The organism is Streptomyces sp. NPDC088252 (assembly GCF_044740965.1).
Taxonomy (GTDB): Bacteria; Actinomycetota; Actinomycetes; order Streptomycetales; family Streptomycetaceae; genus Streptomyces.
Genome location: NZ_JBIURS010000006.1, coordinates 154,541 through 180,503 on the forward strand (window position 1 = coordinate 154,541; position 25,963 = coordinate 180,503).

24 protein-coding genes and 1 tRNA gene are annotated in these 25,963 nt (G+C 71.5%); 13 read left to right on the top strand and 12 right to left on the bottom strand.

Annotated elements, in window-relative coordinates:
- Positions 1–217: 217 nt before the first annotated feature.
- From ACIOHC_RS14640 to ACIOHC_RS14650, 3 genes are all read right to left on the bottom strand, one after another.
- Positions 218–667, bottom strand: a complete 450-nt coding sequence (locus ACIOHC_RS14640; RefSeq protein ID WP_351084236.1) for an ASCH domain-containing protein — start codon at positions 665–667, stop codon at positions 218–220.
- Between the two features lie 270 nt (positions 668–937).
- Positions 938–2,335: a gluconate:H+ symporter gene (locus tag ACIOHC_RS14645; protein WP_351084234.1), complete on the bottom strand. Its 1,398-nt coding sequence runs from the start codon at positions 2,333–2,335 to the stop codon at positions 938–940.
- An 11-nt stretch (positions 2,336–2,346) separates the two neighbouring features.
- Positions 2,347–2,856: a gluconokinase gene (locus ACIOHC_RS14650; RefSeq protein ID WP_351084232.1), complete on the bottom strand. Its 510-nt coding sequence runs from the start codon at positions 2,854–2,856 to the stop codon at positions 2,347–2,349.
- A 145-nt stretch (positions 2,857–3,001) separates the two neighbouring features.
- Between ACIOHC_RS14650 and ACIOHC_RS14655 the strand changes: the two genes are divergently transcribed.
- Positions 3,002–3,703, top strand: coding sequence for an FCD domain-containing protein (locus tag ACIOHC_RS14655; protein ID WP_351084230.1), 702 nt, complete (start codon positions 3,002–3,004; stop codon positions 3,701–3,703).
- 130 nt (positions 3,704–3,833) lie between these two features.
- Here ACIOHC_RS14655 and phsA read toward each other — a convergent pair whose 3' ends face one another.
- A complete protein-coding gene (gene phsA, locus ACIOHC_RS14660) occupies positions 3,834–5,738 on the bottom strand; it encodes an O-aminophenol oxidase PhsA (protein WP_401842908.1) in 1,905 nt (634 codons plus the stop codon).
- Between the two features lie 273 nt (positions 5,739–6,011).
- Here phsA and ACIOHC_RS14665 point away from each other — a divergent pair, with 273 nt between their 5' ends.
- Entirely contained in the window at positions 6,012–7,097 is a 1,086-nt protein-coding gene (locus ACIOHC_RS14665; RefSeq protein ID WP_351084228.1) for an S-(hydroxymethyl)mycothiol dehydrogenase, read from the top strand.
- On the top strand, positions 7,097–7,726 hold the full coding sequence (locus ACIOHC_RS14670) for an MBL fold metallo-hydrolase (RefSeq protein ID WP_351084226.1): 630 nt from the start codon (positions 7,097–7,099) through the stop codon (positions 7,724–7,726). The genes ACIOHC_RS14665 and ACIOHC_RS14670 overlap by 1 nt, the downstream gene beginning before the upstream one ends.
- 10 nt (positions 7,727–7,736) lie before the next feature.
- Here the strand turns inward: ACIOHC_RS14670 and ACIOHC_RS14675 are convergent, their stop codons facing one another.
- The 4 genes from ACIOHC_RS14675 to ACIOHC_RS14690 all read right to left on the bottom strand — a co-directional run bounded on the left by ACIOHC_RS14675 (position 7,737) and on the right by ACIOHC_RS14690 (position 11,748).
- Positions 7,737–8,672 (bottom strand): pseudouridine synthase, encoded by a 936-nt coding sequence (locus ACIOHC_RS14675; RefSeq protein ID WP_389638416.1) that lies wholly within the window; start codon positions 8,670–8,672, stop codon positions 7,737–7,739.
- Between the two features lie 117 nt (positions 8,673–8,789).
- Positions 8,790–10,055: a hypothetical protein gene (locus tag ACIOHC_RS14680; protein ID WP_401842910.1), complete on the bottom strand. Its 1,266-nt coding sequence runs from the start codon at positions 10,053–10,055 to the stop codon at positions 8,790–8,792.
- Entirely contained in the window at positions 10,052–11,116 is a 1,065-nt protein-coding gene (locus ACIOHC_RS14685) for a hypothetical protein (RefSeq protein ID WP_351084219.1), read from the bottom strand. The genes ACIOHC_RS14680 and ACIOHC_RS14685 overlap by 4 nt, the downstream gene beginning before the upstream one ends.
- Before the next feature lie 547 nt (positions 11,117–11,663).
- A tRNA-Leu gene (locus tag ACIOHC_RS14690) sits at positions 11,664–11,748 on the bottom strand.
- A gap of 183 nt (positions 11,749–11,931) precedes the next feature.
- On the opposite strand from ACIOHC_RS14690, the gene ACIOHC_RS14695 reads away from it, so the two are divergent.
- From ACIOHC_RS14695 to ACIOHC_RS14705, 3 genes are all read left to right on the top strand, one after another.
- Positions 11,932–13,257, top strand: a complete 1,326-nt coding sequence (locus tag ACIOHC_RS14695) for a M20/M25/M40 family metallo-hydrolase (RefSeq protein WP_351084217.1) — start codon at positions 11,932–11,934, stop codon at positions 13,255–13,257.
- A gap of 195 nt (positions 13,258–13,452) precedes the next feature.
- Positions 13,453–13,686, top strand: a complete 234-nt coding sequence (gene chpH / locus ACIOHC_RS14700; RefSeq protein ID WP_365693524.1) for a chaplin ChpH — start codon at positions 13,453–13,455, stop codon at positions 13,684–13,686.
- 138 nt (positions 13,687–13,824) lie between these two features.
- Entirely contained in the window at positions 13,825–14,565 is a 741-nt protein-coding gene (locus ACIOHC_RS14705; RefSeq protein WP_351084213.1) for a chaplin, read from the top strand.
- Positions 14,566–14,632: 67 nt separating this feature from the next.
- On the opposite strand, the gene ACIOHC_RS14710 is transcribed toward ACIOHC_RS14705, so the two are convergent.
- Positions 14,633–14,821: a DUF5703 family protein gene (locus ACIOHC_RS14710; protein ID WP_030918345.1), complete on the bottom strand. Its 189-nt coding sequence runs from the start codon at positions 14,819–14,821 to the stop codon at positions 14,633–14,635.
- A 47-nt stretch (positions 14,822–14,868) separates the two neighbouring features.
- Here ACIOHC_RS14710 and ACIOHC_RS14715 point away from each other — a divergent pair, with 47 nt between their 5' ends.
- Positions 14,869–15,528 carry a hypothetical protein gene (locus ACIOHC_RS14715; RefSeq protein WP_351084211.1) on the top strand — a complete coding sequence of 220 codons (660 nt, stop codon included), beginning with the start codon at positions 14,869–14,871 and terminating at the stop codon, positions 15,526–15,528.
- Between the two features lie 58 nt (positions 15,529–15,586).
- On the opposite strand, the gene ACIOHC_RS14720 is transcribed toward ACIOHC_RS14715, so the two are convergent.
- Together ACIOHC_RS14720 and ACIOHC_RS14725 are read right to left on the bottom strand one after the other, a co-directional pair.
- A complete protein-coding gene (locus ACIOHC_RS14720; RefSeq protein WP_389638423.1) occupies positions 15,587–17,911 on the bottom strand; it encodes a helix-hairpin-helix domain-containing protein in 2,325 nt (774 codons plus the stop codon).
- The gene (locus ACIOHC_RS14725) at positions 17,908–18,891 is read right to left on the bottom strand and encodes an aldo/keto reductase (RefSeq protein ID WP_365693528.1); all 984 of its coding nucleotides are present in this window, start codon (positions 18,889–18,891) and stop codon (positions 17,908–17,910) included. The genes ACIOHC_RS14720 and ACIOHC_RS14725 overlap by 4 nt, the downstream gene beginning before the upstream one ends.
- A gap of 140 nt (positions 18,892–19,031) precedes the next feature.
- Here ACIOHC_RS14725 and ACIOHC_RS14730 point away from each other — a divergent pair, with 140 nt between their 5' ends.
- Positions 19,032–20,081 (top strand): LLM class F420-dependent oxidoreductase, encoded by a 1,050-nt coding sequence (locus tag ACIOHC_RS14730; RefSeq protein WP_351084205.1) that lies wholly within the window; start codon positions 19,032–19,034, stop codon positions 20,079–20,081.
- A gap of 260 nt (positions 20,082–20,341) precedes the next feature.
- Positions 20,342–21,130 (top strand): ferritin-like domain-containing protein, encoded by a 789-nt coding sequence (locus ACIOHC_RS14735; protein WP_351084202.1) that lies wholly within the window; start codon positions 20,342–20,344, stop codon positions 21,128–21,130.
- Positions 21,131–21,219: 89 nt separating this feature from the next.
- Here the strand turns inward: ACIOHC_RS14735 and corA are convergent, their stop codons facing one another.
- On the bottom strand, positions 21,220–22,215 hold the full coding sequence (corA, locus tag ACIOHC_RS14740) for a magnesium/cobalt transporter CorA (RefSeq protein ID WP_351084200.1): 996 nt from the start codon (positions 22,213–22,215) through the stop codon (positions 21,220–21,222).
- Positions 22,216–22,274: 59 nt separating this feature from the next.
- On the opposite strand from corA, the gene ACIOHC_RS14745 reads away from it, so the two are divergent.
- The 4 genes from ACIOHC_RS14745 to mshC all read left to right on the top strand — a co-directional run bounded on the left by ACIOHC_RS14745 (position 22,275) and on the right by mshC (position 25,905).
- Complete coding sequence (locus ACIOHC_RS14745; protein WP_351084198.1) at positions 22,275–22,997, top strand: histidine phosphatase family protein; 723 nt, start codon at positions 22,275–22,277, stop codon at positions 22,995–22,997.
- A gap of 105 nt (positions 22,998–23,102) precedes the next feature.
- Positions 23,103–23,693 (top strand): DUF3090 domain-containing protein, encoded by a 591-nt coding sequence (locus ACIOHC_RS14750; protein ID WP_351084196.1) that lies wholly within the window; start codon positions 23,103–23,105, stop codon positions 23,691–23,693.
- Positions 23,657–24,520 carry an SCO1664 family protein gene (locus ACIOHC_RS14755; protein WP_351084194.1) on the top strand — a complete coding sequence of 288 codons (864 nt, stop codon included), beginning with the start codon at positions 23,657–23,659 and terminating at the stop codon, positions 24,518–24,520. Before ACIOHC_RS14750 ends, ACIOHC_RS14755 begins: the two co-directional genes overlap by 37 nt.
- Positions 24,521–24,675: 155 nt before the next feature.
- A complete protein-coding gene (mshC, locus tag ACIOHC_RS14760; protein ID WP_351084192.1) occupies positions 24,676–25,905 on the top strand; it encodes a cysteine--1-D-myo-inosityl 2-amino-2-deoxy-alpha-D-glucopyranoside ligase in 1,230 nt (409 codons plus the stop codon).
- Positions 25,906–25,963 lie beyond the last annotated feature (58 nt).

The following is a 25,963-nucleotide window of genomic DNA, read 5'->3' on the forward strand; positions in this document are numbered from 1 at the left end:
GGGGCTGTGGGGGGTGGCGGGGGGGTGGCGGGGGGGGGGGGGGGGGGGGGGGGCGGCGGCCGCCCCCCCCCCGCCGGGGGGGGGGGGCGCCCCCCCCCCCCCCCCCCCACCGCGGGTGCCGCCTTCGCCCGCACCGGCCGTCCCGGCACCGTCGCCCCACCCCTGACCTGCCACGAGATCCCCGCCCCGCGGCCGTAGGGGCCCGACCGGGTCCCGCCTACCGTTCCGCCGCGCCCACGACGGGATCGAGCAGTTCGACGACCCGGAACCGTTCGGCGACGACCATGGTGTCGTCGTCGACCGTGAACTCCGGGTCGCCGAGTGCCTCCCGCATCTCCTGGCTGTGCCAGAACTTCTCGTGCCCCGCACGCCACTGGGCCACCGAGGTGTCGCCCTCGCCCTCGTCGATCGCATGCTGAAGATCGATGTCCCCGAGGCGTAGCACCCGCACCTCCGTCACCTCCAGCACCGCGATCTCCCGGCCGTCCGAGTCGATCAGCGCGGACCGCTCACCCACCGGGGGCAGCTCCTCCTTCTCCGCCTCGTACTCCGCGAGCAACCCGGTCGTCGACACCTTCTCACCGGCGAGCACCGCCCCCACCAACCGGTCGCGCAGCGGCCCGGGGAAGGTGAGCAGAAAAGGCTTGAGAGGTTCACGGTTCGACATGGCACCAAGTCTGACATGTTCGACCGGGCGCGGCGCCGGGACGCGCCCCCGATCGGGGGTCGTCAACTGTGTGGTGAAAGGGCTGAGTTGGCATCGGGCGCGTGGTAGGCGCCCGGGGCCCCGGCGCTCGCGATCGCGCCGGCCGGGCACATGGCGAAGGCGCTCGCCGACCCGGAGGCATGCCGTGGCATGCGTACCGGGTCGGTCGAGCGCCATCGGGCACGGTCCCGGCACGCGCCGTGGGGGGAGGACCGTGCGGGCAGCCGCTCGCTAGAGGACCAGCGACAGCAGCAGGATGAAGGCCAGCGAGACCACGGAGATGATGGTCTCCATCACCGACCAGGTCTTGATCGTCTGACCGACGTTCATTCCGAAGTACTCCTTCACCAGCCAGAATCCGGCGTCATTGACATGGCTGAAGAAGAGCGAGCCCGCGCCGACGGCGAGGACCAGCAGGGCGGCGTGGGACGTCGACATGTCCGCGGCCAGCGGGGCGACCAGGCCGGCCGCCGAGATGGTCGCCACCGTCGCCGAGCCGGTCGCGAGCCGGATCGCGACGGCGATCAGCCAGCCCAGCAGCAGTGCCGGGATCGACCAGTCCTTGGAGAAGTCCAGGATCATCTGGCCCACACCGGCGTCGATGAGCGTCTGCTTGAAACCGCCGCCCGCACCCACGATGAGCAGCACGCCCGCGATCGGGGCGAGGGACTTCTCGACGGTGGTGGAGAGCCGGCCCTTGGAGAAACCGGCCGCCCGGCCCAGCGTGAACATGCCGACTATGACGGCCGCGAGCAGCGCGATCAGCGGCGAGCCGATCACGTCGGTGATCCGCTGGACGTGGTTCTCCGGGTCGTCCACGATGATGTCGACCAGGGCCTTGACCAGCATCAGCACGACGGGCAGCAGAATCGTCGCCAGGGTGGCGCCGAAGCCGGGACGACGGTCCAGATCCTCCGAGGGGCGCTGCGGGATCATCTTCTCCGGCGCCTTGATGTCCACCCAGCGAGCGGCGTAGCGGGAGAAGACCGGGCCCGCGATGATCACGGTCGGGATGGCCACCAGCACACCCAGCGCCAGCGTGACACCGAGGTTGGCACCGAGGGCGTCGATCGCCACCAGCGGGCCGGGGTGCGGCGGGATCAGCCCGTGCATCACGGAGAGACCGGCCAGCGCCGGGATGCCGATCCGCATCAGCGAGTAGTTGCCGCGCTTGGCGACCAGCAGTACCACGGGGATCAGCAGCACGATCCCGACCTCGAAGAACAGCGGCAGGCCGATGATCGAAGCGATCAGAACCATCGCCCACGGCATGGCCCGCCCGCTCGCCTTCGCGAGAATGGTGTCGACGATCTGGTCCGCGCCGCCGGAGTCGGCGAGCAGTTTGCCGAGAATGGCGCCGAGTGCGATGAGGACACCGACACCCGCGACGGTCGAGCCGAGGCCGGCGGTGAAGCTGGCGATCGTCTTGGCCGGTGCGGCGCCGGCGAAGGAGCCGAGCGCCAGCGAGCCGATGGTCAGCGCGAGGAACGCGTGCATCTTGAACTTGGTGATGAGCAGAACGATGACGGCGATGCCCGCCAGGACTGCGATGCCCAACTGCGCGTTGCCTGCCGAAGTGATGGGTTCGACGGCGTCCGCTGCCAGCATCTCGACGCTGAGACTGGTCACGGTGGTGATCCTTAGTTATCGAGCCGGCGCAACGCGGCGACGGCTCGCTGGGTGATTTCTTCGGGGGTGCCGGACACATCGACCGAGACGCCGGCCTCGTCCTCCTGCAGCGGCTGCAGGGTGGCGAACTGCGAGTCGAGCAGCGCGGTGGGCATGAAATGGCCCTTGCGCTCCGCCATGCGCGCCTCGATCAGAGCCCGGTCGCCGGTCAGGTGGAGGAAGACGGCGCCGGGTGCCTCGGCCCGCAGCCGGTCCCGGTAGGCGCGCTTGAGCGCCGAGCTGCTCACCACTCCGCCGAGCCCCGCCCGTCCGTGCGCCCACTGGCCGATCGCGTCGAGCCAGGGCCACCGGTCGGAGTCGTCCAGCGGTGTGCCGGCCGACATCTTGGCGATGTTCGCCGCGGGATGGAAGTCGTCGCCCTCGGCGTACGGAACGCCGAGTTCGGCGGCGAGCAGGGGGCCGATCGTGGTCTTGCCGGTCCCTGCGACGCCCATCACCACGACGACGTGGGGGGTGCTCATTGGTGGTGCCTCGCTGTCCTCTTCGACGTCTTCCTCGACATCGGTCCGTCGCGCTACTGAAACCCATACGTACGACTTATTCAAGATGCTGTGACATAAACGTCGTACTTTTTGTTCCCGAAGGGGGCCCCGTAGGCTGGTGCCCATGACCACACAGGGCCCTGGGCTGCATACACATGTGCTGGACACCCTGGGCCTGGAGATCGCCGCGGGGGAGCACCGGCCGGGACAGGTACTGCGCACCGACGAGCTGGCCCAGCGCTTCGACGTCTCGCGCACGGTCGTACGCGAAGTGGTCCGCGTCCTGGAATCCATGCACCTGGTCGAGTCGCGGCGCCGGGTCGGCGTGACCGTGCGTCCGACCGAGGCGTGGAACGTCTACGATCCGCAGGTCATCCGGTGGCGGCTGGCCGGCGCCGACCGGCCGCGCCAGCTGCGCTCCCTGACCGTGCTGCGCTCGGCGATCGAACCGGTCGCGGCCGGGCTCGCCGCCCGCAACGCGACCCCGGAGCAGTGCGCGGCCCTCACCGAGTGCGCGCTCGGTATGGTCGCCACCTCGCGCGGCCAGCAGCTGGAGGGCTATCTGGAGCACGACATCGCGTTCCACCGGATCGTGCTCAACGCCTCCGGCAACGAGATGTTCGCCCGACTCGGCGATGTCGTCGCCGAGGTCCTGGCGGGACGAACCCACCACCAGGTGATGTTCGAGGACCCGGACCCGGCCGCGGTCACGCTCCACGTACGGCTCGCCGAAGCCGTGCGCGAGGGCGACGCGGTGGCGGCGGAGCGGCTGACGAAGGAGATCGCGGTGGGCGCCCTGCACGAGCTGGACGTACTCGCGCCCTGAGGCCCGTACCACCGTGCACAGCGTACGGCTGGTCGGCCCACGGGCAGGGCGGGTCCACGAGGTCCGGGACACACGACCGCCCCCGCGGGAAGAACCCGCGGGGGCGGTCGGCAGGAGCCGGGGCGGCGGGTCAGCCGCCGTGCCCCGGGTGGCCGCCGTGCCCGGCGCCGTGGTCGAACTTCATCGCCTCCGGCGGCATCACGACGAACGGCCGCATCATGCCCATGTCCTCGTGCTCCAGCAGATGGCAGTGGTACATGAACCGCCCGTACGCCCCGTCGAACGTGCCGAGCACCTTCACCAACTGCCCCTGGGGCACCCGGAAGACATCTTTCCAACCCTGCTCGTTCGGCGGCGTCGGGATCTTGGTGCCGTGGTCGAACGCCACGGGGGAGCGGGTTCCGCCGACCGCGGGATCGAAGCCGTCCAGCGTGTACGCCTCCCGCCCCATCACCTGGAAGTCCGTCAGATGGATGTGCATCGGATGTGTCGGGCCGCCCAGGTTGAGGAACGACCACTGCTCGTACGCGCCCTCGCCGACGGTGAAGCCGAGCCCGTCGTTGAACGTCCGGGCGATCCTGCGGTACGTGCGCACCGTGCCGTCCTCACCCCGCACCTGGATGACCCCGTCCGAGGGCACCCGCACATCGGCGCCCTCCTCGACCTCGGCCATCTCCCAGATCTCCGGGTGGCCACCGCCCCCGACCGTGCCCGGCGCCGTCAGCACGACGAGCCGGTGCCTGTGCTCCACCCGGCCGTGTTCGTACCGCCGGAAGGAACCGGACAGCACCTCGGGCAGCTCGAAACCGTCCCGCCGCCCCGTCTCCCGCACCCGGAACTCCATCACCTGCGGGAACGGCACACTCGCCGCCGGATCCGGCACCCCCGCCGCGAGCCTGCCCCGGTTGACCAGGCGGACCCGGCGGCCGGCCAGCGCCGAGAAGTCGATCAGCAGATCCATCCGCTCGGCCGGGGCGATCGTCAGCTGCGGCAGCACCTCGTCGAAGTCGACCGGCACCGGGCGCGGCAACAGCCCGCCGTCGCTGCCGATCTGCCGGATCACGCCCGGGACCGGATTGTTCTCGTCGTCGACCAGCACCAGATCGTAGATCCGGGCATTGGACGCGTTGACGAGCCGGAAGCGGTACCACGCGTCGTCCACGTCGAGGTGCGGCCAGATGCGGCCGTTGACCGTCGTGTACGGGCCGAGGAACGGAATGGACACCGGCTTCCCGGACTCCGGGTCGGCCTCCACGACCACCGTCGTCTTGTGCAGCAGCCGCCCGTTGAGCCGGCCGTCCTCGTCGGTGTCCAGGTTGCGGTCGGCGAGGATCAGCGGCAACTCCCGCTCGCCGGAAGGCAGACCGAGCGCGTCCTCCTCGTCGTCCCTGATCAGATACGTACCGACGAGCCCCGCGTAGACATTCCACCGGGTGATGTTCATGGCGTGGTCGTGGTACCACCACTGGGCGGCCTGGTGGTCGTTCGGGTACTCCGAGAGCTGCGCGTCGCCGAAGCCGACGGCGTTGTCCGCCCAGCCGTCGTTCCCGCCACCGGTCTGCGCGCCGTGCAGATGCGTCACCGTCCAGGCGGGCAGCGCGGCCACATCCGCGTTCGGCTCGGCCCCGTCGCGACCGGGCCGGTTGTGCGGCAGCGGCTCGCCCGGCTCCACCGGGCCGACCTCCACGGCGGTGACCGGGTACTCGCTGCCCCTGGGGATGCGGTTGGTCCAGGCGATCCTGATCCGCTCCCCGCGCCGTACCTCGATGGTCGGCCCCGGCACCGTGCCGTTGTACCCCCACATCAGCGTCGGCGGCAGCTGCGCGTGCAGCCGCACCCAGGTGGGTGACAGGGTGATCTCGGTCTCGCGGAGCACGTCGCCGCTGTCCGGGCGCAGAACCGGCGGCACGGGCAACGCGTCGGTGTACGGCACGAGTCCGCCGACGGGCGCGCCGGGCGCGGTCGCTCCGGGAGCCGGTCCGAGCCCGTCGGCCCGCTCGCTGATCTTCTCCGTGATCTCGGCAATCTCGGTCAAGGTGCTTCCCCCGTGATCCGTCATTCCCTCTGCGGTCGGACCGATGAACCCCTGCCCCCGCAGGTGTCGGTTCAGCGGTCCCTCTGCATCGAAGGACCCCCTGGGGGCCGACGGAGTTCAGCAGTCGGCATCATCTGACCGGAATCGGTACATCCCGACGGGCGGACGGCAGTCGTTTCCCGCCAATGCGGCGCGCCGCCGTGACACCCTCACGGGGCGTACGGTTGTTCGTGTTCGATCTTCGCGAAATGACGGAAACAGGGAGACCACGGTATGTCGCAGCAGGTGCAAGGGGTCATCGCACCGGGAAAGAACGAGCCGGTACGGGTGGAGACGATCGTGATCCCGGACCCGGGCCCCGGCGAGGCCGTGGTGAAGATCCAGGCGTGCGGCGTGTGCCACACCGATCTGCACTACAAGCAGGGCGGCATCAACGACGACTTCCCGTTCCTGCTCGGCCATGAGGCCTCGGGCGTGGTGGAGTCCGTCGGCGAGGGCGTCACGGATGTCGAGCCCGGCGACTTCGTCGTCCTCAACTGGCGTGCCGTGTGCGGACAGTGCCGCGCGTGTCTGCGCGGCCGCCCCTGGTACTGCTTCAACACCCACAACGCCCGGCAGAAGATGACCCTGCTCGACGGCACGGAACTGTCTCCGGCGCTCGGCATCGGCGCCTTCGCCGAGAAGACCCTGGTCGCCGCCGGTCAGTGCACCAAGGTCGACCCGGAGGTCTCCCCGGCCGTCGCCGGACTGCTCGGCTGCGGCGTGATGGCAGGCATCGGCGCCGCCATCAACACCGGGCAGGTCGGCCGCGGCGACTCGGTCGCCGTGATCGGCTGCGGCGGCGTCGGTGACGCGGCGATCGCGGGCGCGCGGCTGGCGGGCGCGGCGAAGATCATCGCCGTGGACATCGACGACCGCAAGCTGGAGACGGCGAAGACGATGGGCGCCACGCACACCGTCAACTCCCGCTCCACCGACCCGGTCGAGGCGATCCGCTCCCTGACCGGCGGCAACGGCGCGGATGTCGTCATCGAGGCGGTCGGCCGCCCGGAGACGTACAAGCAGGCCTTCTACGCCCGCGACCTCGCCGGCACCGTCGTCCTGGTCGGTGTCCCGACCCCGGAGATGCAGGTGGAACTGCCGCTCATCGACGTCTTCGGCCGCGGCGGCTCGCTCAAGTCCTCCTGGTACGGCGACTGCCTGCCCTCGCGCGACTTCCCGATGCTCATCGACCTGCACCAGCAGGGCCGGATCGACCTCGGTGCGTTCGTCACCGAGACCATCGGACTCGGCGACGTCGAGCGGGCCTTCGACCGGATGCACGAAGGTGACGTGCTGCGCTCGGTGGTGATCCTCTGATGGCCGCCCGCATCGACCACCTCGTCACCTCCGGAACCTTCGCTCTCGACGGCGGGGAGTGGGACGTCGACAACAACGTCTGGATCGTCGGCGACGACAGCGAGGCGATCGTCATCGACGCCGCCCACGACGCCGCCGCCATCGAGTCCGCGCTGAACGGCCGTACGCTGCGCGCCATCGTCTGCACGCACGCGCACAACGACCACATCGACGCCGCCCCGGCGCTCGCCGACGCCACCGGCGCACCGATCCTGCTCCACCCCGACGACCTGCCGCTGTGGCAGCAGACCCACCCGGACCGCGCCCCGGACGGCGAACTGGCCGACGGGCAGGAGCTGGAGATCGCCGGGACGACGCTCCGGGTCCTGCACACGCCCGGTCATGCCCCGGGCGCCGTCTGTCTGTACGCCCCCGAGCTGTCCACCGTCTTCACCGGCGACACGCTCTTCCAAGGCGGGCCGGGCGCCACCGGGCGGTCGTTCTCGCACTTCCCGACCATCATCGACTCCATCCGGGACCGGCTGCTCGGCCTTCCGCCGGAGACCACGGTCCGGACCGGACACGGCGACTCCACCGCCATCGGCGCGGAGGCCCCGCATCTGGACGAGTGGATCGCCCGCGGTCACTGAGAACGGCGGCTCACCGGTCCGGCCACGCGGAGAGCCGCAGCCCGCTCGCGAAGCGGCGCGGCTCGCCCGTGACCGGATCGGTGAATTCCAGCAACCGGGCGAGGAGCTGGAGAGGGCGCGACCAGTCGTCGGTCGCTCCCTCCGGCCGGACCACGGGGTAGACCGGGTCGTGGACGAGCGGCAGTCCCAGACCGTTCATGTGGACCCGCAGCTGATGGGTGCGCCCGGTGGCGGGCAGCAGCCGGTAGCGGCCCCGCCCCTCCCGGTGCTCCAGCAACTCGATCCGGCTCTCGCTGTTCGGCTCGCCCGGCTCCTCGCGGGCGGCGATGACGCCGCGCTCCTTGACGATGCGGCTTCGCACGGTCCGCGGGAAGTCCAGGCCGGGATCGTACGGTGCCACCGCCTCGTACTCCTTGCGCACCAGGCGGTCCCGGAACAGCGTCTGGTACGCGCCCCGCTCCCCGGGCCGGACGACGAAGAGGACGAGGCCCGCGGTCAGCCGGTCCAGCCGGTGTGCGGGCTGCAGCTCCGGCAGGTCCAGCTCACGGCGCAGCCGGGCCACCGCCGTCTCGGTGATGTGCCGGCCGCGCGGCGTCGTCGCCAGGAAGTGCGGCTTGTCGGCGACGACGAGATGCGCGTCGCGGTGGACCACACCGACCGGGAACGGCACCGGCTCCTCCGGCGCGAAGTCCCGATGGAACCAGATGTACCCGCCCACGGCGTACGGCTCGTCCGCGGCCACCGGGCCGCGCACGGAGACGAACCGGCCCTCGGCGAGCATGGCGTCCACCCGCGCCGCCCCGATCACGCCCGCGAACCGTGCCAGCAGATGATCGCGGACCGTCGCCCATCGCCCGTCCGGATCCTCGGGGAGGCGCAGCCGGACCGGATCGATCCCGTCCCGCTGCGGCAGCGGCGCCGACGGGGGCTTCGCGCGCCCCCTCATCGGGGTGCGCCTGCCGGTACGGCGGTGAACATGGTGCGGTGGGCCCCTCTTGTCGTCTCCCAGGTGTGCGGACAGTATCGCCCGTTCCGCCCGCCCGGCGGGGCCCTGCCCCCGGACTCAGACGCTCGGTGACGTCACCTTCTCCGGGCCGCACCCGATGCGCTCGGCCTCGGCGGCGACATAGCCGGGCAGCAGCCGACGGGCGAGGTCGATGTCCTTGTCCGTCGGCCGGCCCAGCTGCTCCACCATGAAGATCACGGGCCCGGTCTGGCAGCTCGCCCGGTAGACGGCCCGCGATCCGTCGAGCCGACCGAACCCCTTGGAGCCCTTGAGCGGCAGACCGGCCTTGCGCGTCTCCCCGGAGAAGATCTCGGTCAGCGCCGGGTCCGTCACCGTGGTCATCCGCACGATGGGTTCGTAGCCCCCACTCGCCTCGCAGACCCGGGCGGGCCCGCCGTCGTCGCTGACGCGAGTCCGGCTCAGAGCCTTGCGGTACGCCGCAGGGACGGTGAGGCCCTTGACGCCGCAGAAGGCATCCGTCTCCGATTCCTGCCGGTCCACGAGGGCGGGCAGGGCGCGAGGTATCCGGTAGGTGCCGGAGCAGCCGAATTCGCGGATGACTCCATTGGTCGCCTCCACCACCGCACGGGTCAGGGCGGCGCGGTCCCTCCGGTCGTACTCCGACCCGCCGTCCAGTCCGGCCAGCCCCATGCCGATGTCCACCACGGTGGGACCGGTGAACCCGTGCCGGCCCGTGCAGGTCTGCGGCAGCGCCAGCCAGGCACGCGAGGCCGAGGTCATCCCGGGCAGCCCGTCACCGAGCGACACCATGCCTGCCGCGAGGAACTCCTGCGGCCACTCGTGCGCGTCGGTACCCCGAAGGCCGTCCAGCTCGTGCACCCGCAGGGTCACCTGACGGCGGGGATTGCCGTCCTTGTAGCTGGTGATGCGGCACTGCCCGAACGACGGCCCCTGTCCGCGCGGACTGGCCTTCAGCGACTCCTCCTCGACCACGGTCCGGCGATCGCCGAAGAGGTCCGACATCGTCGTGTCGCCGAGCGAGTCCCAGCAGGGCGCGGGACCGAGCAGCGGGAGCGTGTCCGTCCGCCAGGCCACGGCACCGGCGCCGAGGAGCGCGCCGACCAGACCGGCGGCGGTGACGGCGAGGGCGGTGCGGCTGCGGAACAGGCGGCGCAGCGCGGGCGGGCGCCCGGGAGCGGGCGACTGCTCGGGGGACGGGTCGGGCCGGGGCTCCTGTGTCCGTTCCCCCCGCTCCTCCCGTTCTTCCTCCCGAGGAACCGAGGGCTGTTCCCCTTCCCCGGGAACCGGGGTCTGCTCGTGGTCCACCGATGCCCTGCTCTCTGCGCTCTCTTCGCCGTTCACGCGACCTCACCGGCCTCGCACCCGATGCGCCTGCTCACGGACTCGGTGAAGTTCATGAACACCCGCCGCTCGTGTTCGCGCGCACCCTTCAGCCCCGACTGGACGTTTCCGTAGAACACCGTCTGCCGCCCATGGCACTCGGCGCGTACGAGCCCCTTGTCGGCTCCTTCGGGAAGCCCCTTGAACAGCGCGACCATGCGCGGCTCGCCCGCCATCACGAACTGCGCCGCCGGCTCGTCCGGCTCCCCCCGCGTGCGCCACACCACCGAACAGGTCTGAAGGCGCTCGGCGACCACTCCGACCTGCTCCCGGTACCGGGAGCCCTGGCTGAAATCGAGGGTCAGCCCGGGTATCCGGCACAGCGGGTTCCCGGCGGTCTCGTCGTCCTCGGCGACCGTCACGATGGGCGATGTCGCGCTCAGGGGCTTGTCCGGTGCGCAACCGGCCGCACGCATACCGGTGTTGGCGGCATCCAGCAGCATCCGGGTGACATCGGACCGGCTGCCGATCGTGAACGGCATGTTGACTCTGCCCAGATGGCCGTCACCGGTGCTCTCGCTGTGGATCGTCACCGCGGACGGCCTGCCGTCCACGTCGCAGCCGGCGGGCAGCACCAGCATGGCACGGTCGCCGGCGACCAACCCGTCGAGCCCGTCGGGCAGTCGGGAGGCCGAGCCGTCGAAGTACCGGGCCGTCCAGGCACGATGCTCCGCGACCCCGGTCGGAACGGGACCGTACTCGACCGTCACCTGTTCCTTGAACCTGAGCGGCTCGTCCGAGTCGTCGTCGGGGACCGTGGAGGTCACCGCGACGGTGCAGCGGGCGTGGTGACGTCCGGCCGAGGGCGGCGCGGACTCGGTGGCGCGCCGCTCGGAGCCGGACTTGGCGACACCGCCGTCACCGAGAAAGGCGGCCCCGCTGTTCTGCTTCCACGCGCCCCAGCAGTAGCTGTCCCGGAAAGGCCAACTGTCCGTCGCCCAAAGCCCGATGCCGGAGACGAGCACCGCCCCGGCCACCGCCCCGGCGAGGAGTGTGCCGCGCCGCCTGCGACTGCCGCCCATCACTTCCCCCTTGCGAAGTACGAAGATCGCGCAAAACCTTGATGTTACGTCGTCCGGCTTCCGGGGCGGATCCGGGCCTCGCACGCCCGGTTCGGCCCGACACGCTGACCACGAAGGAGAGCTCCGCAGCCTCCGCGTCGAGCCGGTGCTCCGACGGTGCACGCGGGAGCCCCGCCGCCCCTTGCGACGCCCGGCGCGCGGATTGCGTTTGTTCCCCGCCCCGAAGCGTCGGGACCCGGCTGTGCGAACGACGCGTCCTCGTCGGCGGAGCCGCGGGGAGAGCCGCCGGGCGCCACTCCCCGTTCGGCGCGATCCCCCCGGCAACCGACCCGGCGTACCGGGCCCGCGGCGCCGGTCCGAGCGAACCGGGACCCATGCCCTCGTACGTCCCGTTCCGGGGCAGAGAGGGTATGTGTGTACGGCCCATGGGGCGCCGGTGCGGTGAACCGATTCAACAAGGTTGGCCCGGCGCCGGGCTCGTGAGCAGCCGGCGAGGGTGCAACGCAGAAGTGCCGATCAGGATCTCTCCTGATCGGCACTTGCTCTGTGTCCGAGGGGGGACTTGAACCCCCACGCCCGATAAAGGGCACTAGCACCTCAAGCTAGCGCGTCTGCCATTCCGCCACCCGGACAAGGTGTCTGTCTCGCGGGCCCGGCCCGTTCCGACGTGGAAAACAATAGCAAACATTCGGGGGTGCTCGATCACGCCAGGGGGAGTGTGAAGGGCGCATGACGGGGGGTGGGGGGCCTTGGGCGCGCGGGCCGGGCGCGGGAGGATGAGGGGGAGCACCTCAGCGACAGTGGAAGGAACCAGTGTGAGCGAGACCAACGCGGCTCGGACCGTCTCGGGCGAGGACGAGGTCGTGGACCTCTGTCGTGAGCTGATCCGGATCGACACCAGTAACTACGGGGACCACTCGGGACCGGGGGAGCGGGTCGCCGCCGAGTACGTCGCGGAGAAGCTCGCCGAGGTCGGGCTGGAGCCGCAGATCTTCGAGTCCCACAAGGGCCGGGCCTCCACCGTGGCGCGGATCGAGGGCGAGGACCCGTCCAAGCCCGCCCTGCTGATCCACGGCCACACCGACGTGGTTCCGGCCAATGCCCACGACTGGACGCACCACCCGTTCTCCGGCGAGGTCGCGGACGGCTGTGTGTGGGGCCGCGGCGCGGTCGACATGAAGGACATGGACGCGATGACCCTCGCGGTCGTCCGTGACCGGATGCGCAGCGGGCGCAAGCCTCCGCGCGACATCGTGCTGGCCTTCCTCGCGGACGAGGAGGCCGGCGGCACGTACGGCGCGCGGTACCTCGTGGACAAGCACCCGGGCCTCTTCGAGGGCGTCACCGAGGCGATCGGCGAGGTCGGCGGTTTCTCCTTCACGGTGAACGAGAAGCTGCGGCTCTACCTCGTCGAGACAGCCGAGAAGGGCATGCACTGGATGCGGCTCACCGTGGACGGCACCGCCGGTCACGGCTCGATGACCAACGACGACAACGCGATCACCGAGCTCTGCGAGGCGGTCGGACGGCTCGGGCGGCACAAGTGGCCGGTCCGGGTGACCAAGACCGTACGGTCCTTCCTCGACGAGCTGTCCGACGCGCTCGGCACGCCGCTCGACCCGGAGGACATGGATGCCACGCTGGCCAAGCTGGGCGGCATCGCCAAGATGATCGGAGCCACGCTCCGCAACTCCGCGGCTCCCACCATGCTCGGCTCCGGCTACAAGGTGAACGTGATCCCCGGACAGGCCACCGCCCATGTGGACGGCCGTTTCCTGCCCGGGTTCGAGGACGAGTTCCTGGCCGACCTGGACCGGATCCTCGGCCCGCGGGTGAAGCGCGAGGACGTGCACGGGGACAAGGCGCTGGAGACCAGTTTCGACGGCTCGCTCGTCGATGCGATGCAGATCGCCCTCAAGGCCGAGGACCCGATCGCCCGTGCGGTCCCCTACATGCTCTCCGGTGGCACCGACGCCAAGTCCTTCGACGACCTCGGTATCCGCTGCTTCGGATTCGCCCCGCTGAAGCTGCCGCCGGAGCTCGACTTCGCGGGCATGTTCCATGGTGTGGACGAGCGTGTTCCGGTGGACGGTCTGCAGTTCGGTGTGCGGGTGCTCGACCGTTTCATCGACAACTGCTGACTCCCGCCGCCCGGCTCCGGCGTCCAGCCGGTCCTGCGGTGATTCTCCGGCGATTTTTCGCGCCAACAATCGTCTGTGTGTGCGCATTTGACCGGAACGAGTGAAAGGAACCATACGCTCGTAGCCCAATTACCTCTTCCTCGTTACAAGTGATGCGGTCCGCGGCTGGGACCGCATTGTCAACTAGGAGGAATAATGATCAAGAAGGTCGTCGCTGCTGCGGCTGTCACTGGTGGTCTGGTGCTCGCGGGTGCGGGCATGGCCGTCGCGGACTCCGGTGCCCAGGGCGCCGCTGTCGGCAGCCCCGGCGTGCTCTCGGGCAACGTCGTCCAGGCCCCGATTCACGTGCCGGTGAACGTGTGTGGCAACACGATCTCCGTGATCGGGCTGCTGAACCCCGCCTTCGGCAACACCTGCACCAACGCCTGACGTTGTGCGTCAACCCGTAAGGGTTTGAATCCGGTCGGCCCCGAAGTGCACACCATGCGCTCCGGGGCCGCTGGGTACTCCGCCCCCGCACGGTCAAGTCCGGGGGTACTCCGGAAGGCAGAAGGCAGGAAACAACCTATGCGACAGGTCACGCGTAAAGGCCTGATCACCGTGGCGGCCGCGGGCGGCGTGCTCGCGCTGAGCGGCGGATACGCGCACGCCGACGCGGGAGCGTCCGGCGGCGCATCGAATTCCCCGGGGGTGATTTCAGGGAATTCGGTCCAGATCCCGGTGCACGTACCGGTCAATGTCTGCGGCAACTCCGTGAGCGTCGTGGGACTGCTCAACCCGGCGGCGGGAAACGCCTGTGGAAACGGTTCGGGCAGCACCGCGCAGGGCCGGCACGCCTCGGGCAACCAGGTGTCCGGGGACCGGACCCAGGCCCGCAGGGCGGGGACCGGCAAGCACCGGGCCGTCACGGGCGACGCCGGGAGCGGGGCGACGGCCGAGGGGGTCGCGCAGGGCTCGCCCGGTGTGCTCTCGGGCAACAACATCGCGGTGCCCATCGACATCCCCGTGAACGCCTGCGGGAACAGCGTCACCATCGGCGGGCTGCTCAACCCCGTCACCGGCAACGCGTGCGAGAACGACACGGATGTCGTCACCCCGCCGGTCGGCACTCCGGTCACACCGGTCACGCAGCGCAAGCCGCCGGCACCGGGACCGCGAACCGTGCCGAACACGCCCGAGGTACAGAACGTCGCACAGCTCGCACACACCGGAGCAGGCGGGCTCGACCTGCTGATCCCGGCCGGTGCGGGCCTGCTGCTGGCGGGTGCGGGCACGGTCCTCTACCGCCGCGCCCGGATGTCCGCGTAACGGACCGGACCGGCGACGAGAGCAGGGCGAAGGGAGCGGGTCCCGCGACTGCGGGGCCCGCTCCGTCTCACCAGGTGGCCCGGAGCTGGCGGATGATCCGTCGGCGCAGCCGCACCCTGCGGCTGCCGTCGCGGCGCAGCGTCAGTCGGTCCAACTCCCAGTGCCCGTACTCGGCGTGGTCGGTCAGCAGGCGTGCCGTCTCCTTGCGGGACACCCCGCGCGGCACGTACACATCGACAAATTCGTATTCCGGCATCGCATCTATTGTGCGGGCAGAGCCCGTGTACGGATAGCGTCTGCACTATGTCTGATGCTGCGCAGCCCACCGCTGCCGAGGTACGTGCCGCCGCCGAAGCGATCAAAGCCGCGCTCGACCGTCACCTCGATGCGGTCGAACGCCGGACCGGGAACGACGATCCCGCCGTCTACGAGGCGTTCAACGCACTGGCCGCCGCTGCCGAGTTCTACGACGAACTGCTCTACGACCGCTACGACGAGGTCACTCCCTTCGAGATCCCGGGTGCGGAGGACTCCCTGCCGCCGTACGCCGGCCCCGAGGAGCCGAACGCGCTCAGCGTGCTGATCCGGCGCGACTACGCGGTGGCGGAGCCGCCGCGCCTGCTCGCCCAGGCCCAGCGGATCGCCGACCTCGATCCGGACGACCGTGCGCGCGGAAGCGCCGCGGTCGTCGGCTCCAGCGTCCACGCGGCGCTCGGGGTGCTCTTCGGTGAGTACGAACCGGACGAGATCGCTTCCCGGCACACGGAATTCGGTCTGGAGGAGGGTGACTCCACGCTGTGGGTCACGGCCGCGGAGGAGCTTCCCGAGGCGGGGGAGTGGCTCGGCGCACCGTTCGACGAAGCCGATCCCCAGCTGGTGGTGTGCCGCTTCGACGTCAGCGCCGTCTTCGACGAGGACGAGTCGGACGAGAAGCGGACGGGCCTGGTGGTGGACGGTTCCTGAGCCGCTCGCCGGACGGGCCCGGGGCCCGTCCGGCGGTGCGGGACGGGCATCGGCCCGGTCATCGGGCCGATGCCCCCAGCAGGGTGCGCAGTCGCGTCGTTCGGTCCTGGGCCGGTGATTGGGCGACCGCGCGCTGGAGCGCCTGATCCACCCCGTGCACGACGGACAGATGCCGCTCCGCACGGCTGAAGGCGGTGTACACCCAGGGGCGGCTGAGACCCTGCGCTGCGTCGCCCGGCAGCACGACGACCACTGCGGGCCAGCGCATCGCGGCCGCCTGGTGGGCGCTGAGGGCCCAGCCGTGGCGCACGGACGCCTCCACCCGGCCCTGGGGCACGACGGTCTTCGTGCCCGCGCAGTCCAGGTGCAGGCCCTCGGCGTCGGCCGAGACGACCACCCCGGGCACGGTCCTGCCCGGCGCCGGGACGTGGACGACGCGGTCGCCGGGGTCGAAGCCGCCGAACCGCCCCGGACCGGGGTTGAGCCGCTGCTTCAGCGCCGCGTTCAACGCCCGGGTGCCCGCCGAGCCGCCGTGGCCGACGGTGATCACCTGGGTGTCGGCCGACGGCACGCCGATGGCGCGCGGCACCGAGTCGGCGACCAGCTGCACGGTGCGGTGCACCGCCTCGCCCGCGTCGCGCACGGGGACGATCACCACCTCCTTGCCCGGCGCCTCGACCTGGTTCAGCTCACCGATGCCGATGCCGGAGACCAGTTCGCCGATCGGCCCCGGATCCGGCGTACGGGACACGATCTGCGGGCAGGCGCGGGCCGCCAGCACGTCCGCGAACACCCGTCCCGCACCGGCCGAGCCCAGTACGCCCGGGTCGCCGCTGAGGACCAGCCGGGTGCCGTCGGCCAGCGACTCCACGAGGATGGCGGCGGTCTCGACGTCCAGCTGCGGGGCGTCCAGCACGACGAGCAGATCGACGGCGATCGCACCCTCCTCGTCCCGGCCGGGGCCCTCCGTGCCGCAGAGCAGTCCGGCGAGGGTGACGGCCGCCGACGGATCGCCGGCCGCCTCGGCCAGCCGGTGCCTGCCGTCGACGCTGTGCACGGCGCCCAGGGCGCGCAGTCCGAGGCCGCGTGCCGCGGTGAGCAGCGCGGCGGGCTCGGCCCTGGCGGCCTCGCCGCCGGTGTGTGCCACCAGGCCGTGGGCAGCCACCGCACGGATCAGCTCGGCCGCCGACGGGGAGGCCGCGGCCGAGGCCGCCTGTGTCCAGTCGGCGTCCTTCTCGCAGGCGTTGACGAGCCGGGCCAGACCGTCGGCGAGGCTCTCCTCCGCGAGCGCGTACCGATCGAGACCGAGCAGCACCTGTACCGGCTCCCGCACGCCTTCCTCGGCGTCCTCGTCGGGGCCCGCGGACGCTTCGGAATCCCGGACGTCCTCGTCGCCCTCGTCGTCCTGGAACACCAGGACGACGCCCTCGGCGACCGCGTGCCGGACGGCCGCCGCGGGGTCGGTCACCGAGCGCTCGGCGAGGGCTGCACGAACCGCCGTCGCGTCGAGCGCCGTGTGGCCCTGGAGCGCGGCCCGCTCCAGCAGCCAGCCGACCAGGGCGGCGGTCCGCCGCTCGTCGTCCGGACCGCACGCGGAGCCCAGCAGGGCGCGGGCGAACCCGTCGGCCTGCTCGGGCCTGACCCCCGGCACGGTCAGAAGCCGCCAGGGATCCGCGCGCAGAGCGTCGCCCGCCTGCTCACCGAGTGCCTCGGCCGCCGGGCCCGCCAGTGCTCCGGGAGCCCCGCCCTCGGCCAGCACGGCGGCTGTGGCGGCCACGGCCTCCGGCGAGGCGCCCTGCGGAGCCGGGGCCTGCTCGGGCATGCGGGGGCGGGCGGGCGCGGGTGCGGGAGCGGCCCGGCGGGGAGCGGTGGGCGCGGGCGAGTCGAAGAACGCGGCAGCGGGCCTCTCGCCGCTCTCCACGGCACGCACGGCCGCGAGCAGATCGGCCGCCTGGCCACTCAGCTTCGCACCGGCGGCGATGGGGCCGCCCTTCTCGGCCTTGCGCTTCTCGATCCGCTCCCGGAGATCCCGCTGGGCGGCCAGTTCGGCCTCGGCCTCGGAGAGCGGTGCGGGGGCGTCGGCAGCCCCTTCCGCGGCGCCGTCGGCCGCGGTTGTCCGGTCGGTGTCGGAAGGGCCGTCGGTCTCGGTGGCCGCCGCGTCGGACTCGGCGTCCGCGCTCGCCGCCCCGTTCGCCCCGGAGCCCGTGTCGGTGCCGCCGTCCGTCTCCTCGGCGGCACCGACGTCGGCCGTCGGCGACCCCTCGTCCGCCTCGTGACCCTCGTCCCGCGCGGACGGTGCGGGCGCGGCGGCGGAGGGGGCCGCGACATCGGCGTCGTCGGCGGCCGGGGAGCCGGGGGTTTCCCCCCGGGGAAGCGCAGTCACAGCGTGCTCCAGTCCTGGTCGGGATAGCGGTGCACGGGCGCCGACACATCGTCGAGCGCCTGGCAGATCTCGTCAGGAAGACTAAGCGCCTCCACTGACAATGCCTCGGTGAGCTGCTGCGCGTTGCGGGCGCCGACGATCGGGGCCACCACTCCGGGCCGGTCCCGCACCCAGGCGAGAGCCACCTGGAGCGCCGTCGTGGCCAGGCCGTCGGCGGCGGTCGCCACCGCGTCCACGATGCGGCTCGCCGGGTCGTCGAGATACGGCTCGACGAACGGAGCCAGCAGTTCCGAGGCGCCGCGCGAGTCCGCCGGAGTGCCCGTCCGGTACTTGCCGGTCAGGACCCCTCTGCCCAGCGGGGAGGAGGGCAGCAGCCCCACCCCCAGATCGCGCGCGGCCGGCAGGACCTCGCGTTCCACGCCCCGCTGCAACAACGAGTACTCCATCTGCGTGCTCGCCAGCCGGGTGCGCACCCCCGGCGAGGCGAGCTGCCACGTCGCCGCCTTGGCGAGCTGCCAGCCGCAGAAGTTCGACACGCCCGCGTACCGGGCGCGTCCGGTGGACACCGCCAGATCCACCGCCTGAAGGGTCTCCTCCAGCGGGGTCACCGGATCGAAGGCGTGGATCTGCCACAGGTCAACGTAATCCGTGCCGAGCCGTTCCAGGGAGGCGTCCAGCGCGGCCAGCAGATGCCCGCGCGAGCCGTTGAACCGCCGGTACGGGTCGGCCACGCTGCCCGCTTTCGTGGCGATGACCAGATCGTGCCGTGGCACCAGGCCCTCGGTGAGCCGCCCGAGCAGATATTCGGCCTCCCCGCCGCCGTACACATCGGCCGTGTCGACCAGTGTGCCGCCCGCCTCCCAGAAGGCCTTCAGCTGTTCGGCGGCGTCGTGCTCGTCGGTGTCCCGGCCCCATGTGAGGGTGCCGAGCCCGATCCGGGACACTCGAAGGCCGGTGCGGCCGAGATGCCTCTGCTCCATGGGCGCTGAGATTACTGGCCAGAACCCCACTCGGCGGAAGCCTGTGGACAACCCGGCACCAAGTCGCCCCTGCCGGATCACGTCGCCGCGCGCTAGAGTCCGGAGCTCAGGGACGTTACTGATCAGTAAGGGGTGCGGTTATGCGGCTCGGCATCAATCTCGGTTACTGGGGCGCGGGGATGGACGGCGACAACCTCGCCGTCGCCCAGGAGGCGGACCGCCTCGGGTACGACGTCTGCTGGGCGGCCGAGGCGTACGGATCCGACGCGCCGACCGTGCTCTCCTGGGTCGCCGCCCAGACCGAATCCATCGACGTCGGCTCCGCGATCATGCAGATCCCGGCCCGTCAGCCCGCCATGACGGCGATGACCGCCGCCACTCTCGACTCGCTCTCCGGCGGCCGGTTCCGGCTCGGCCTCGGCGTGTCGGGACCGCAGGTCTCCGAGGGCTGGTACGGCGTCAAGTTCGACAAGCCGCTGGCCCGCACCCGGGAGTACGTCGAGATCGTCCGCAAGGCGATGTCCCGCGAGCGGCTGTCGTACGAGGGACAGCACTGGACGCTTCCGCTGCCGGACGGTCCGGGCAAGCCGATCAAGCTCACCGTCCATCCCCAGCGCGAGCACATCCCTCTCTACATCGCCGCGATCGGTCCGAAGAACCTGGAGCAGACCGGCGAGATCGCCGACGGCGCGCTGCTGATCCTCCCCTCCGCGGAGCACCTCGAGGACACCGCCGTGAAGTACCTGCGGGCGGGCCGGGAGAAGGCCGGCCGGACCCTGGAGGGCTTCGACGTCTGCCCGACGCTGCCGCTCGCCGTCGGTGACGACGTCAACGGTCTCGCGGACATGTTCCGCCCGTACACCGCGCTGTACGTGGGCGGCATGGGCAGCCGCAAGCAGAACTTCTACAACCAGCTCGCGCAGCGCATGGGGTACGAGAAGGAAGCCGCCGAGATCCAGGACAAGTACCTGTCCGGCGACAAGAGCGGTGCCGCCGCCGCGGTGCCGCACCGGCTGATCGACCAGACCACGCTGCTCGGTCCGGTCGAGCGGATCGCCGAGCGCATGCAGGCGTATGCCGCGGCGGGTGTCACGACGCTGACCCTGGCCCCGGCCGGCTTCACGCTCGACGAGCGGATCGCGGCCCTGCGGGCAGGTACGGACGCGCTGGAGCGTTCCGCTCTCGCGTAGCGCCGACACCCGGCCCGGGGCCGCGGACGGCGCCACGGCCGTGGTGGGGGCTCGGGGGTCCTCCCCGCCACGGCCGTTACGCGGAACAACGCGTTCGGGCGCCCGGGGTTACGCCGAATGGTGCGGGGGCCGAGGGCGTCGCTGTACGCGGCGGGCCGGAGCGGCCCCGTCCGGCGTAGCCGGGGGGCGTTCCTGTTGCCTGGGTGGGCGCCCCGCATTTGACTGGCGATGGGTGTGACGCCGGTACGGAGGTGGCAGCGATGCTCTCGGCAAGGAACCTGTTCCAGGAGATTCTCGACGAAGACGAGTCGTTCCGGCTGTTCTGTTCCATCGCGGCCAGCGGGGAGTCCCAGGGCGGCTGGGAGAACGGCCGGATCGCGGAGCTCGTGCCCGAGAGCCAGCGGGCCCTGGCACCCAAGATCGCGCGGCACGGCGCCGACGAGGACAAGCACGGCCGGATCTTCCATGCGCTGCTGAGGAAGCGCGGACTGCAGCCCGTCGAGGTTCCGCACGAGACCGACTACACGATGCTCCTGGAGAAGCACGGCATCGGCCTCGCCCATGAGCAGCTGGGGCGCAGGGAACCGCTCTCCGAGGGCGACATCATCACCTACCTCGCGCACAGCCGGGTCACCGAACAGCGCGCCTCCGAGCAGATGGCGCTGTTGCGCAAGTACTTCGCCGACCACCCCGACGTCGGCCGGGCGGTGAGGATGATCTCGAACGACGAGGACAACCACCTGGCGTACTGCCACGAGGAGTTGCTCCGCTTCGCCCGCTTCGGGCACGGTCGTACGATCCAGCGCATCCTCCGCGAGTGCGCGCTCGCGGAGATCCGGGTGTACCGCGACGTCAGCCTCGCCGTGATGGATCACATGGGCCGCATCCTGCACTGGTCACGGGCCAGGGCGGCGGTGCTGGCCGCCGGGATCCACGGGGTCTACGCGTACGAACGGCTCGTGGGATGGCGGCGCATGGTGAGTCTGGAGCCGCCCGAGCGGCGCGACGCGCTGGGCGGTCCCGCGGCACAGGCCCACGAGTTCGCCTGATCCGTCGTACCGGGCCGCCCCGGGCCGCGTCGTACGGTGTCCCGGGGCGGCCCGCGGGGGCGTGGCCGGGGTGCCGGGCCCGGCCTCCGTCAGAGCCAGCCGCGGCGCTTGAACTGCCGGTACAGGCCGAGGACCACCAGGACCATCAGCAGGACCACCGCCGGATAGGCCCACACCCATCGGAGCTCCGGCATGTGGTCGAAGTTCATGCCGTAGATGCCCGCCACCATCGTCGGTACGGCGGCCATCGCCGCCCACGCCGAGATCTTGCGCATGTCGTCGTTCTGCCGCACGCCCACCTGGGCCAGGTGCGCCGAGAGGATGTCCGAGAGCAGCCGGTCCAGCCCTTCCACGTACTCGTTGGCGCGCGTCAGATGGTCGCTCACGTCACGGAAGAACGGCTGCGAGTGCTCGTGGACGAACGGCACCTCGGCGCTCGCCAGCCTGGCCATCGGGGCACTCAGCGGCCCGGCGGCCCGGCGGAACTCCATGATCTGCCGCTTGAACGTGTAGATGCGGGACGCGGTGTTCTTGGTGTCCACGGTGCCGGTGGGCGCGAACACCTCGGTCTCCAGTTCCTCCAGGTCGACCTGGAGCTCGCCGGCCACTTCGATGTAGTGGTCGACGACGGCGTCACCGATCGCGTACAGCACCGCGGTCGGCCCGTGCTTGAGCACATCCGGCTCCGCCTCCAGACGACGGCGCACCGCGGCGAGCGGCGCGCCCTCTCCGTGGCGGACCGTCACGACGAACGAATCGCCGATGAAGGCCATCAGCTCGTCGGCGGTGACCGTGTCGCTCAGGTGCTCGTACACCACCGGCTTGATGACCGCGAAGAGCGAGTCGTCGTACACCTCCAGCTTGGGCCGCTGGTGCGCGCTCAGGGCGTCCTCCACGGCCAGCGGATGGAGCCCGAACTCGCTGCTGACGCGTTCGACCTCCTTCTCCGTCGGCTCGTACAGGCCGATCCACAAGAACGCGTCGCCGGTCGCCCGTGCCTCCGCGAGAGCTTCGGAGAGGTCGGCGGGGCCTTCGGTACGACGCCCGTCCCGGTAGATCGCACAGTCCACAATCACGGCGCGCATTCTTCCCTGCCCCGGTCCCCGGCGCACCTCACCGGCGGCGGCGGCCTACGCTGGCCCGTATGCCCACCCTCATCCTCGTACGCCATGGACGCTCCACCGCCAACACGGCCGGGGTGCTCGCGGGCCGCACACCGGGTGTCGCGCTCGACGAGCGCGGAGCCGCACAGGCCGCGGCGCTCCCCGGGCGGCTGGCCGAGCTGCCCCTCGCCGCCGCCGTCAGCAGCCCCCTGCAGCGCTGCCGGGAGACCCTGAAGCCGCTCCTGGACGCCCGGCCGGAGCTGGTGCTGCACACCGAGGAGCGGATCAGCGAGTGCGACTACGGCACATGGTCGGGACGCAAGCTGGCGGAGCTGACCGACGAACCGCTGATGAGCGTCGTGCAGCAGCACCCGTCGGCCGCGGTGTTCCCCGGCGGCGAGTCCATGCGCGCCATGCAGGCGCGTGCCGTGGACGCCGTGCGGGACTGGAACGCGCGGATCGAGTCCGAGTACGGTGACGACGCCGTCTATGTGATGTGCTCGCACGGCGACATCATCAAGGCCCTCGTCGCCGACGCGCTCGGCATGCATCTCGACCTCTTCCAGCGGATCCACGCCGACCCCTGCTCGGTCACCGCGATCCGCTACACCAGGCTGCGGCCCTTCCTGCTGCGGCTCGGCGACACGGGGGATCTCGCCCCGCTGGCGCCGCGTGAGAGCACCGCCGGGACGGAGCCGGGACGGCGTCCGGCGGCGGAGAGCGATGCGGACGCGGCGGTCGGGGGCGGCGCTGGGGCGCCGTGATCGCTTCGCGCAGTAGGGTGGACGCGCCGTAGGCGCCTTCCCGGGGGGAATCCCCCGGACCCCGGCCGCCCCTCATCTGCCGTCAATTTTCAAGGGAGACAGGACGTGTCCCGTCAGGTGTTCCTCTACGACCCCCCGGACCGCTTCGTGGCCGGTACGGTCGGGTTGCCTGGACGTCGTACGTTCTTCCTGCAGGCCTCCTCAGGCGGACGCGTCACCAGCGTGGCCCTGGAGAAGACTCAGGTCGCCGCGCTCGCCGAGCGCATCGACGAACTGCTCGACGAGGTGGTGCGGCGGACCGGCGGAAACTCTCCGGTGCCTGCCGTGGCACCCATGGACGTCACCGACACAGCCCCTCTCGACGCGCCGGTCGAGGAGGAGTTCCGGGTCGGCACGATGGCGCTCGCCTGGGACGGCGAGGAACAGCGCATGATCGTCGAGGCGCAGGCGCTGGTCGAGCTGGACGTGGACTCCGACGAGGATCTCGCGGAGGCCGAGGAGCGGCTGCTGCAGGACGAGGAGAACGGTCCGCCGATGCTCCGGGTCCGCCTCAGCGGTGCGCAGGCCCGTGCCTTCGCCAAGCGCGCCCTGGACGTCGTGAACGCCGGGCGTCCGCCGTGCCCGCTGTGCAGCCTGCCGCTCGACCCGGAAGGACACGTATGCCCGCGCCAGAACGGGTACCGTCGCGGAGCCTGACCGACACCGAGCCGGCCACCGTGCTCACGGTGCTCGCCGAGGGGCGGCTCACCGTGCGCGGCCAGGTCCGCGGGGCGTCCAACGCGGTGCTCTACTGCACCGTCGCCCACGAGGGCGAGGAAGTGACCTGCGTCTACAAGCCCGTGGCGGGCGAACAGCCCCTGTGGGACTTCCCGGACGGCACGCTCGCCCAGCGCGAGGTGGCCGCCTACGAGATCTCCGAGGCGACCGGCTGGGGGCTCATACCGCCCACCGTGCTGCGGGACGGGCCGTACGGCCGGGGGATGTGCCAGCTGTGGATCGAAGCGGCCCCGCGGGACGAGGGGCCGGACGAGGCCGGGGAGCCCCCGCTCCTCGCGCTCGTCGAGGACGAGGAGCCGGGGGAGGGCTGGAAGGCCGTCGCCCTCGCCGAGACCGGGGAGGGGAGGACGGCCCTGCTGGTGCACGCGGACGATCCGCGGCTGCGGCGGCTGGCGGTCCTCGACGCCGTCATCAACAACGGTGACCGCAAGGGCGGCCATCTGCTGCCCGCGCCCGGCGGTCGGCTCTACGGCATCGACCACGGCGTGACCTTCAACACCGACGACAAGCTGCGCACGCTGCTGTGGGGGTGGGCGGGGGAGCCGTTGACGGCCGAGGCCGTCGCCGTCGTGGAGCGGCTGGGCGCGGAGCTGGCGCCGGGGACCGCGCTCGTCACCCGGCTGGGCGAGCTGATCACCGCCGTCGAGATCGAGGCGTTGCGGGGGCGCGTGGAGGGGTTGAGGGCGTCGGGGAGACATCCGGAGCCGAGCGGTGAATGGCCGGCGATCCCCTGGCCGCCGGTGTGAGGACAGCGGGCCGGTCGGGGGTCGGGCAAGGCGGCGGCACGGGGCGGAGCGGCCGCACCCGAAACAGATGAAGCCACGAAGCGCAAGACCGCCTCTTCGGCCAGGTTCCGGTATCCGGTTCGTATCCGGAACATGCATCCGGTTACGCTCGTGGCATGCATGCCTGGCCCGCTTCTGAGGTCCCCGCCCTGCCTGGCAAGGGCCGCGACCTTCGGATCCACGACACCGCGACCGGCGGACGGATCACCCTTGACCCCGGTCCCGTCGCCCGCATCTACGTCTGCGGCATCACGCCGTACGACGCGACCCACATGGGTCATGCGGCGACCTACAACGCGTTCGACCTCGTTCAGCGCGTGTGGCTCGACACCAAGCGGCAGGTTCACTACGTCCAGAACGTGACGGACGTGGACGACCCCCTGCTGGAGCGGGCCGTGCGCGACGGTGAGGACTGGACCGAGCTCGCGGAGCGCGAGACGGCCCTGTTCCGCGAGGACATGACCGCCCTGCGCATGCTCCCGCCGAAGCACTACATCGGTGCCGTGGAGGCGATACCGGGCATCGTCCCGCTCGTCGAACGGCTCCGGGACGCCGGCGCCGCCTACGAACTCGACGGGGACGTGTACTTCTCCGTCGAGACCGACCCGCATTTCGGCGGGGTCTCCAACCTCGATGCCGAGGCGATGCGGCTGCTCTCCGCCGAGCGCGGTGGCGATCCGGAGCGCCCCGGCAAGAAGAACCCGCTCGACCCGATGCTCTGGATGGCCGCCCGTGAGGGCGAGCCGAGCTGGGACGGGGCCTCGCTCGGCCCCGGCCGGCCCGGCTGGCACATCGAGTGCGTCGCCATCGCCCTGGACCACCTCGGCATGGGCTTCGACGTCCAGGGAGGCGGGTCCGACCTGGCCTTCCCGCACCACGAGATGGGCGCCTCCCACGCCCAGGTGCTGACCGGCGAGCACCCGTTCGCCCAGGCGTACGTGCACGCCGGAATGGTCGCCCTGGACGGCGAGAAGATGTCCAAGTCCAGGGGCAACCTGGTCTTCGTCTCGAAGCTGCGCCGCTCCGGCGTGGACCCGGCGGCGATCCGCCTCGCCCTGCTGTCGCACCACTACCGGTCCGACTGGGAGTGGACCGACCAGGTGCTCGCCGATGCCGTCGAGCGGCTCGGGCGGTGGCGTTCCGCCGTCTCCCGGCCCGACGGACTGCCCGCAGAGGCCCTCGTCGAGGAGGTCCGCGAGGCCCTCGCCGACGACTTGGACGCACCGGCCGCCCTGGCCGCCGTGGACCGCTGGGCCGAGCGTCAGAACGCCCAGGGCGGTTCGGACGAGGGCGCACCCGGCCTCGTCTCACGCACCGTCGACGCGTTGCTGGGCGTCGCACTGTAGTGCAGCGCGCGGTGACATTCCGCTGACCTTCATCCGCCGAGCCGGCCTTGGACTTCTT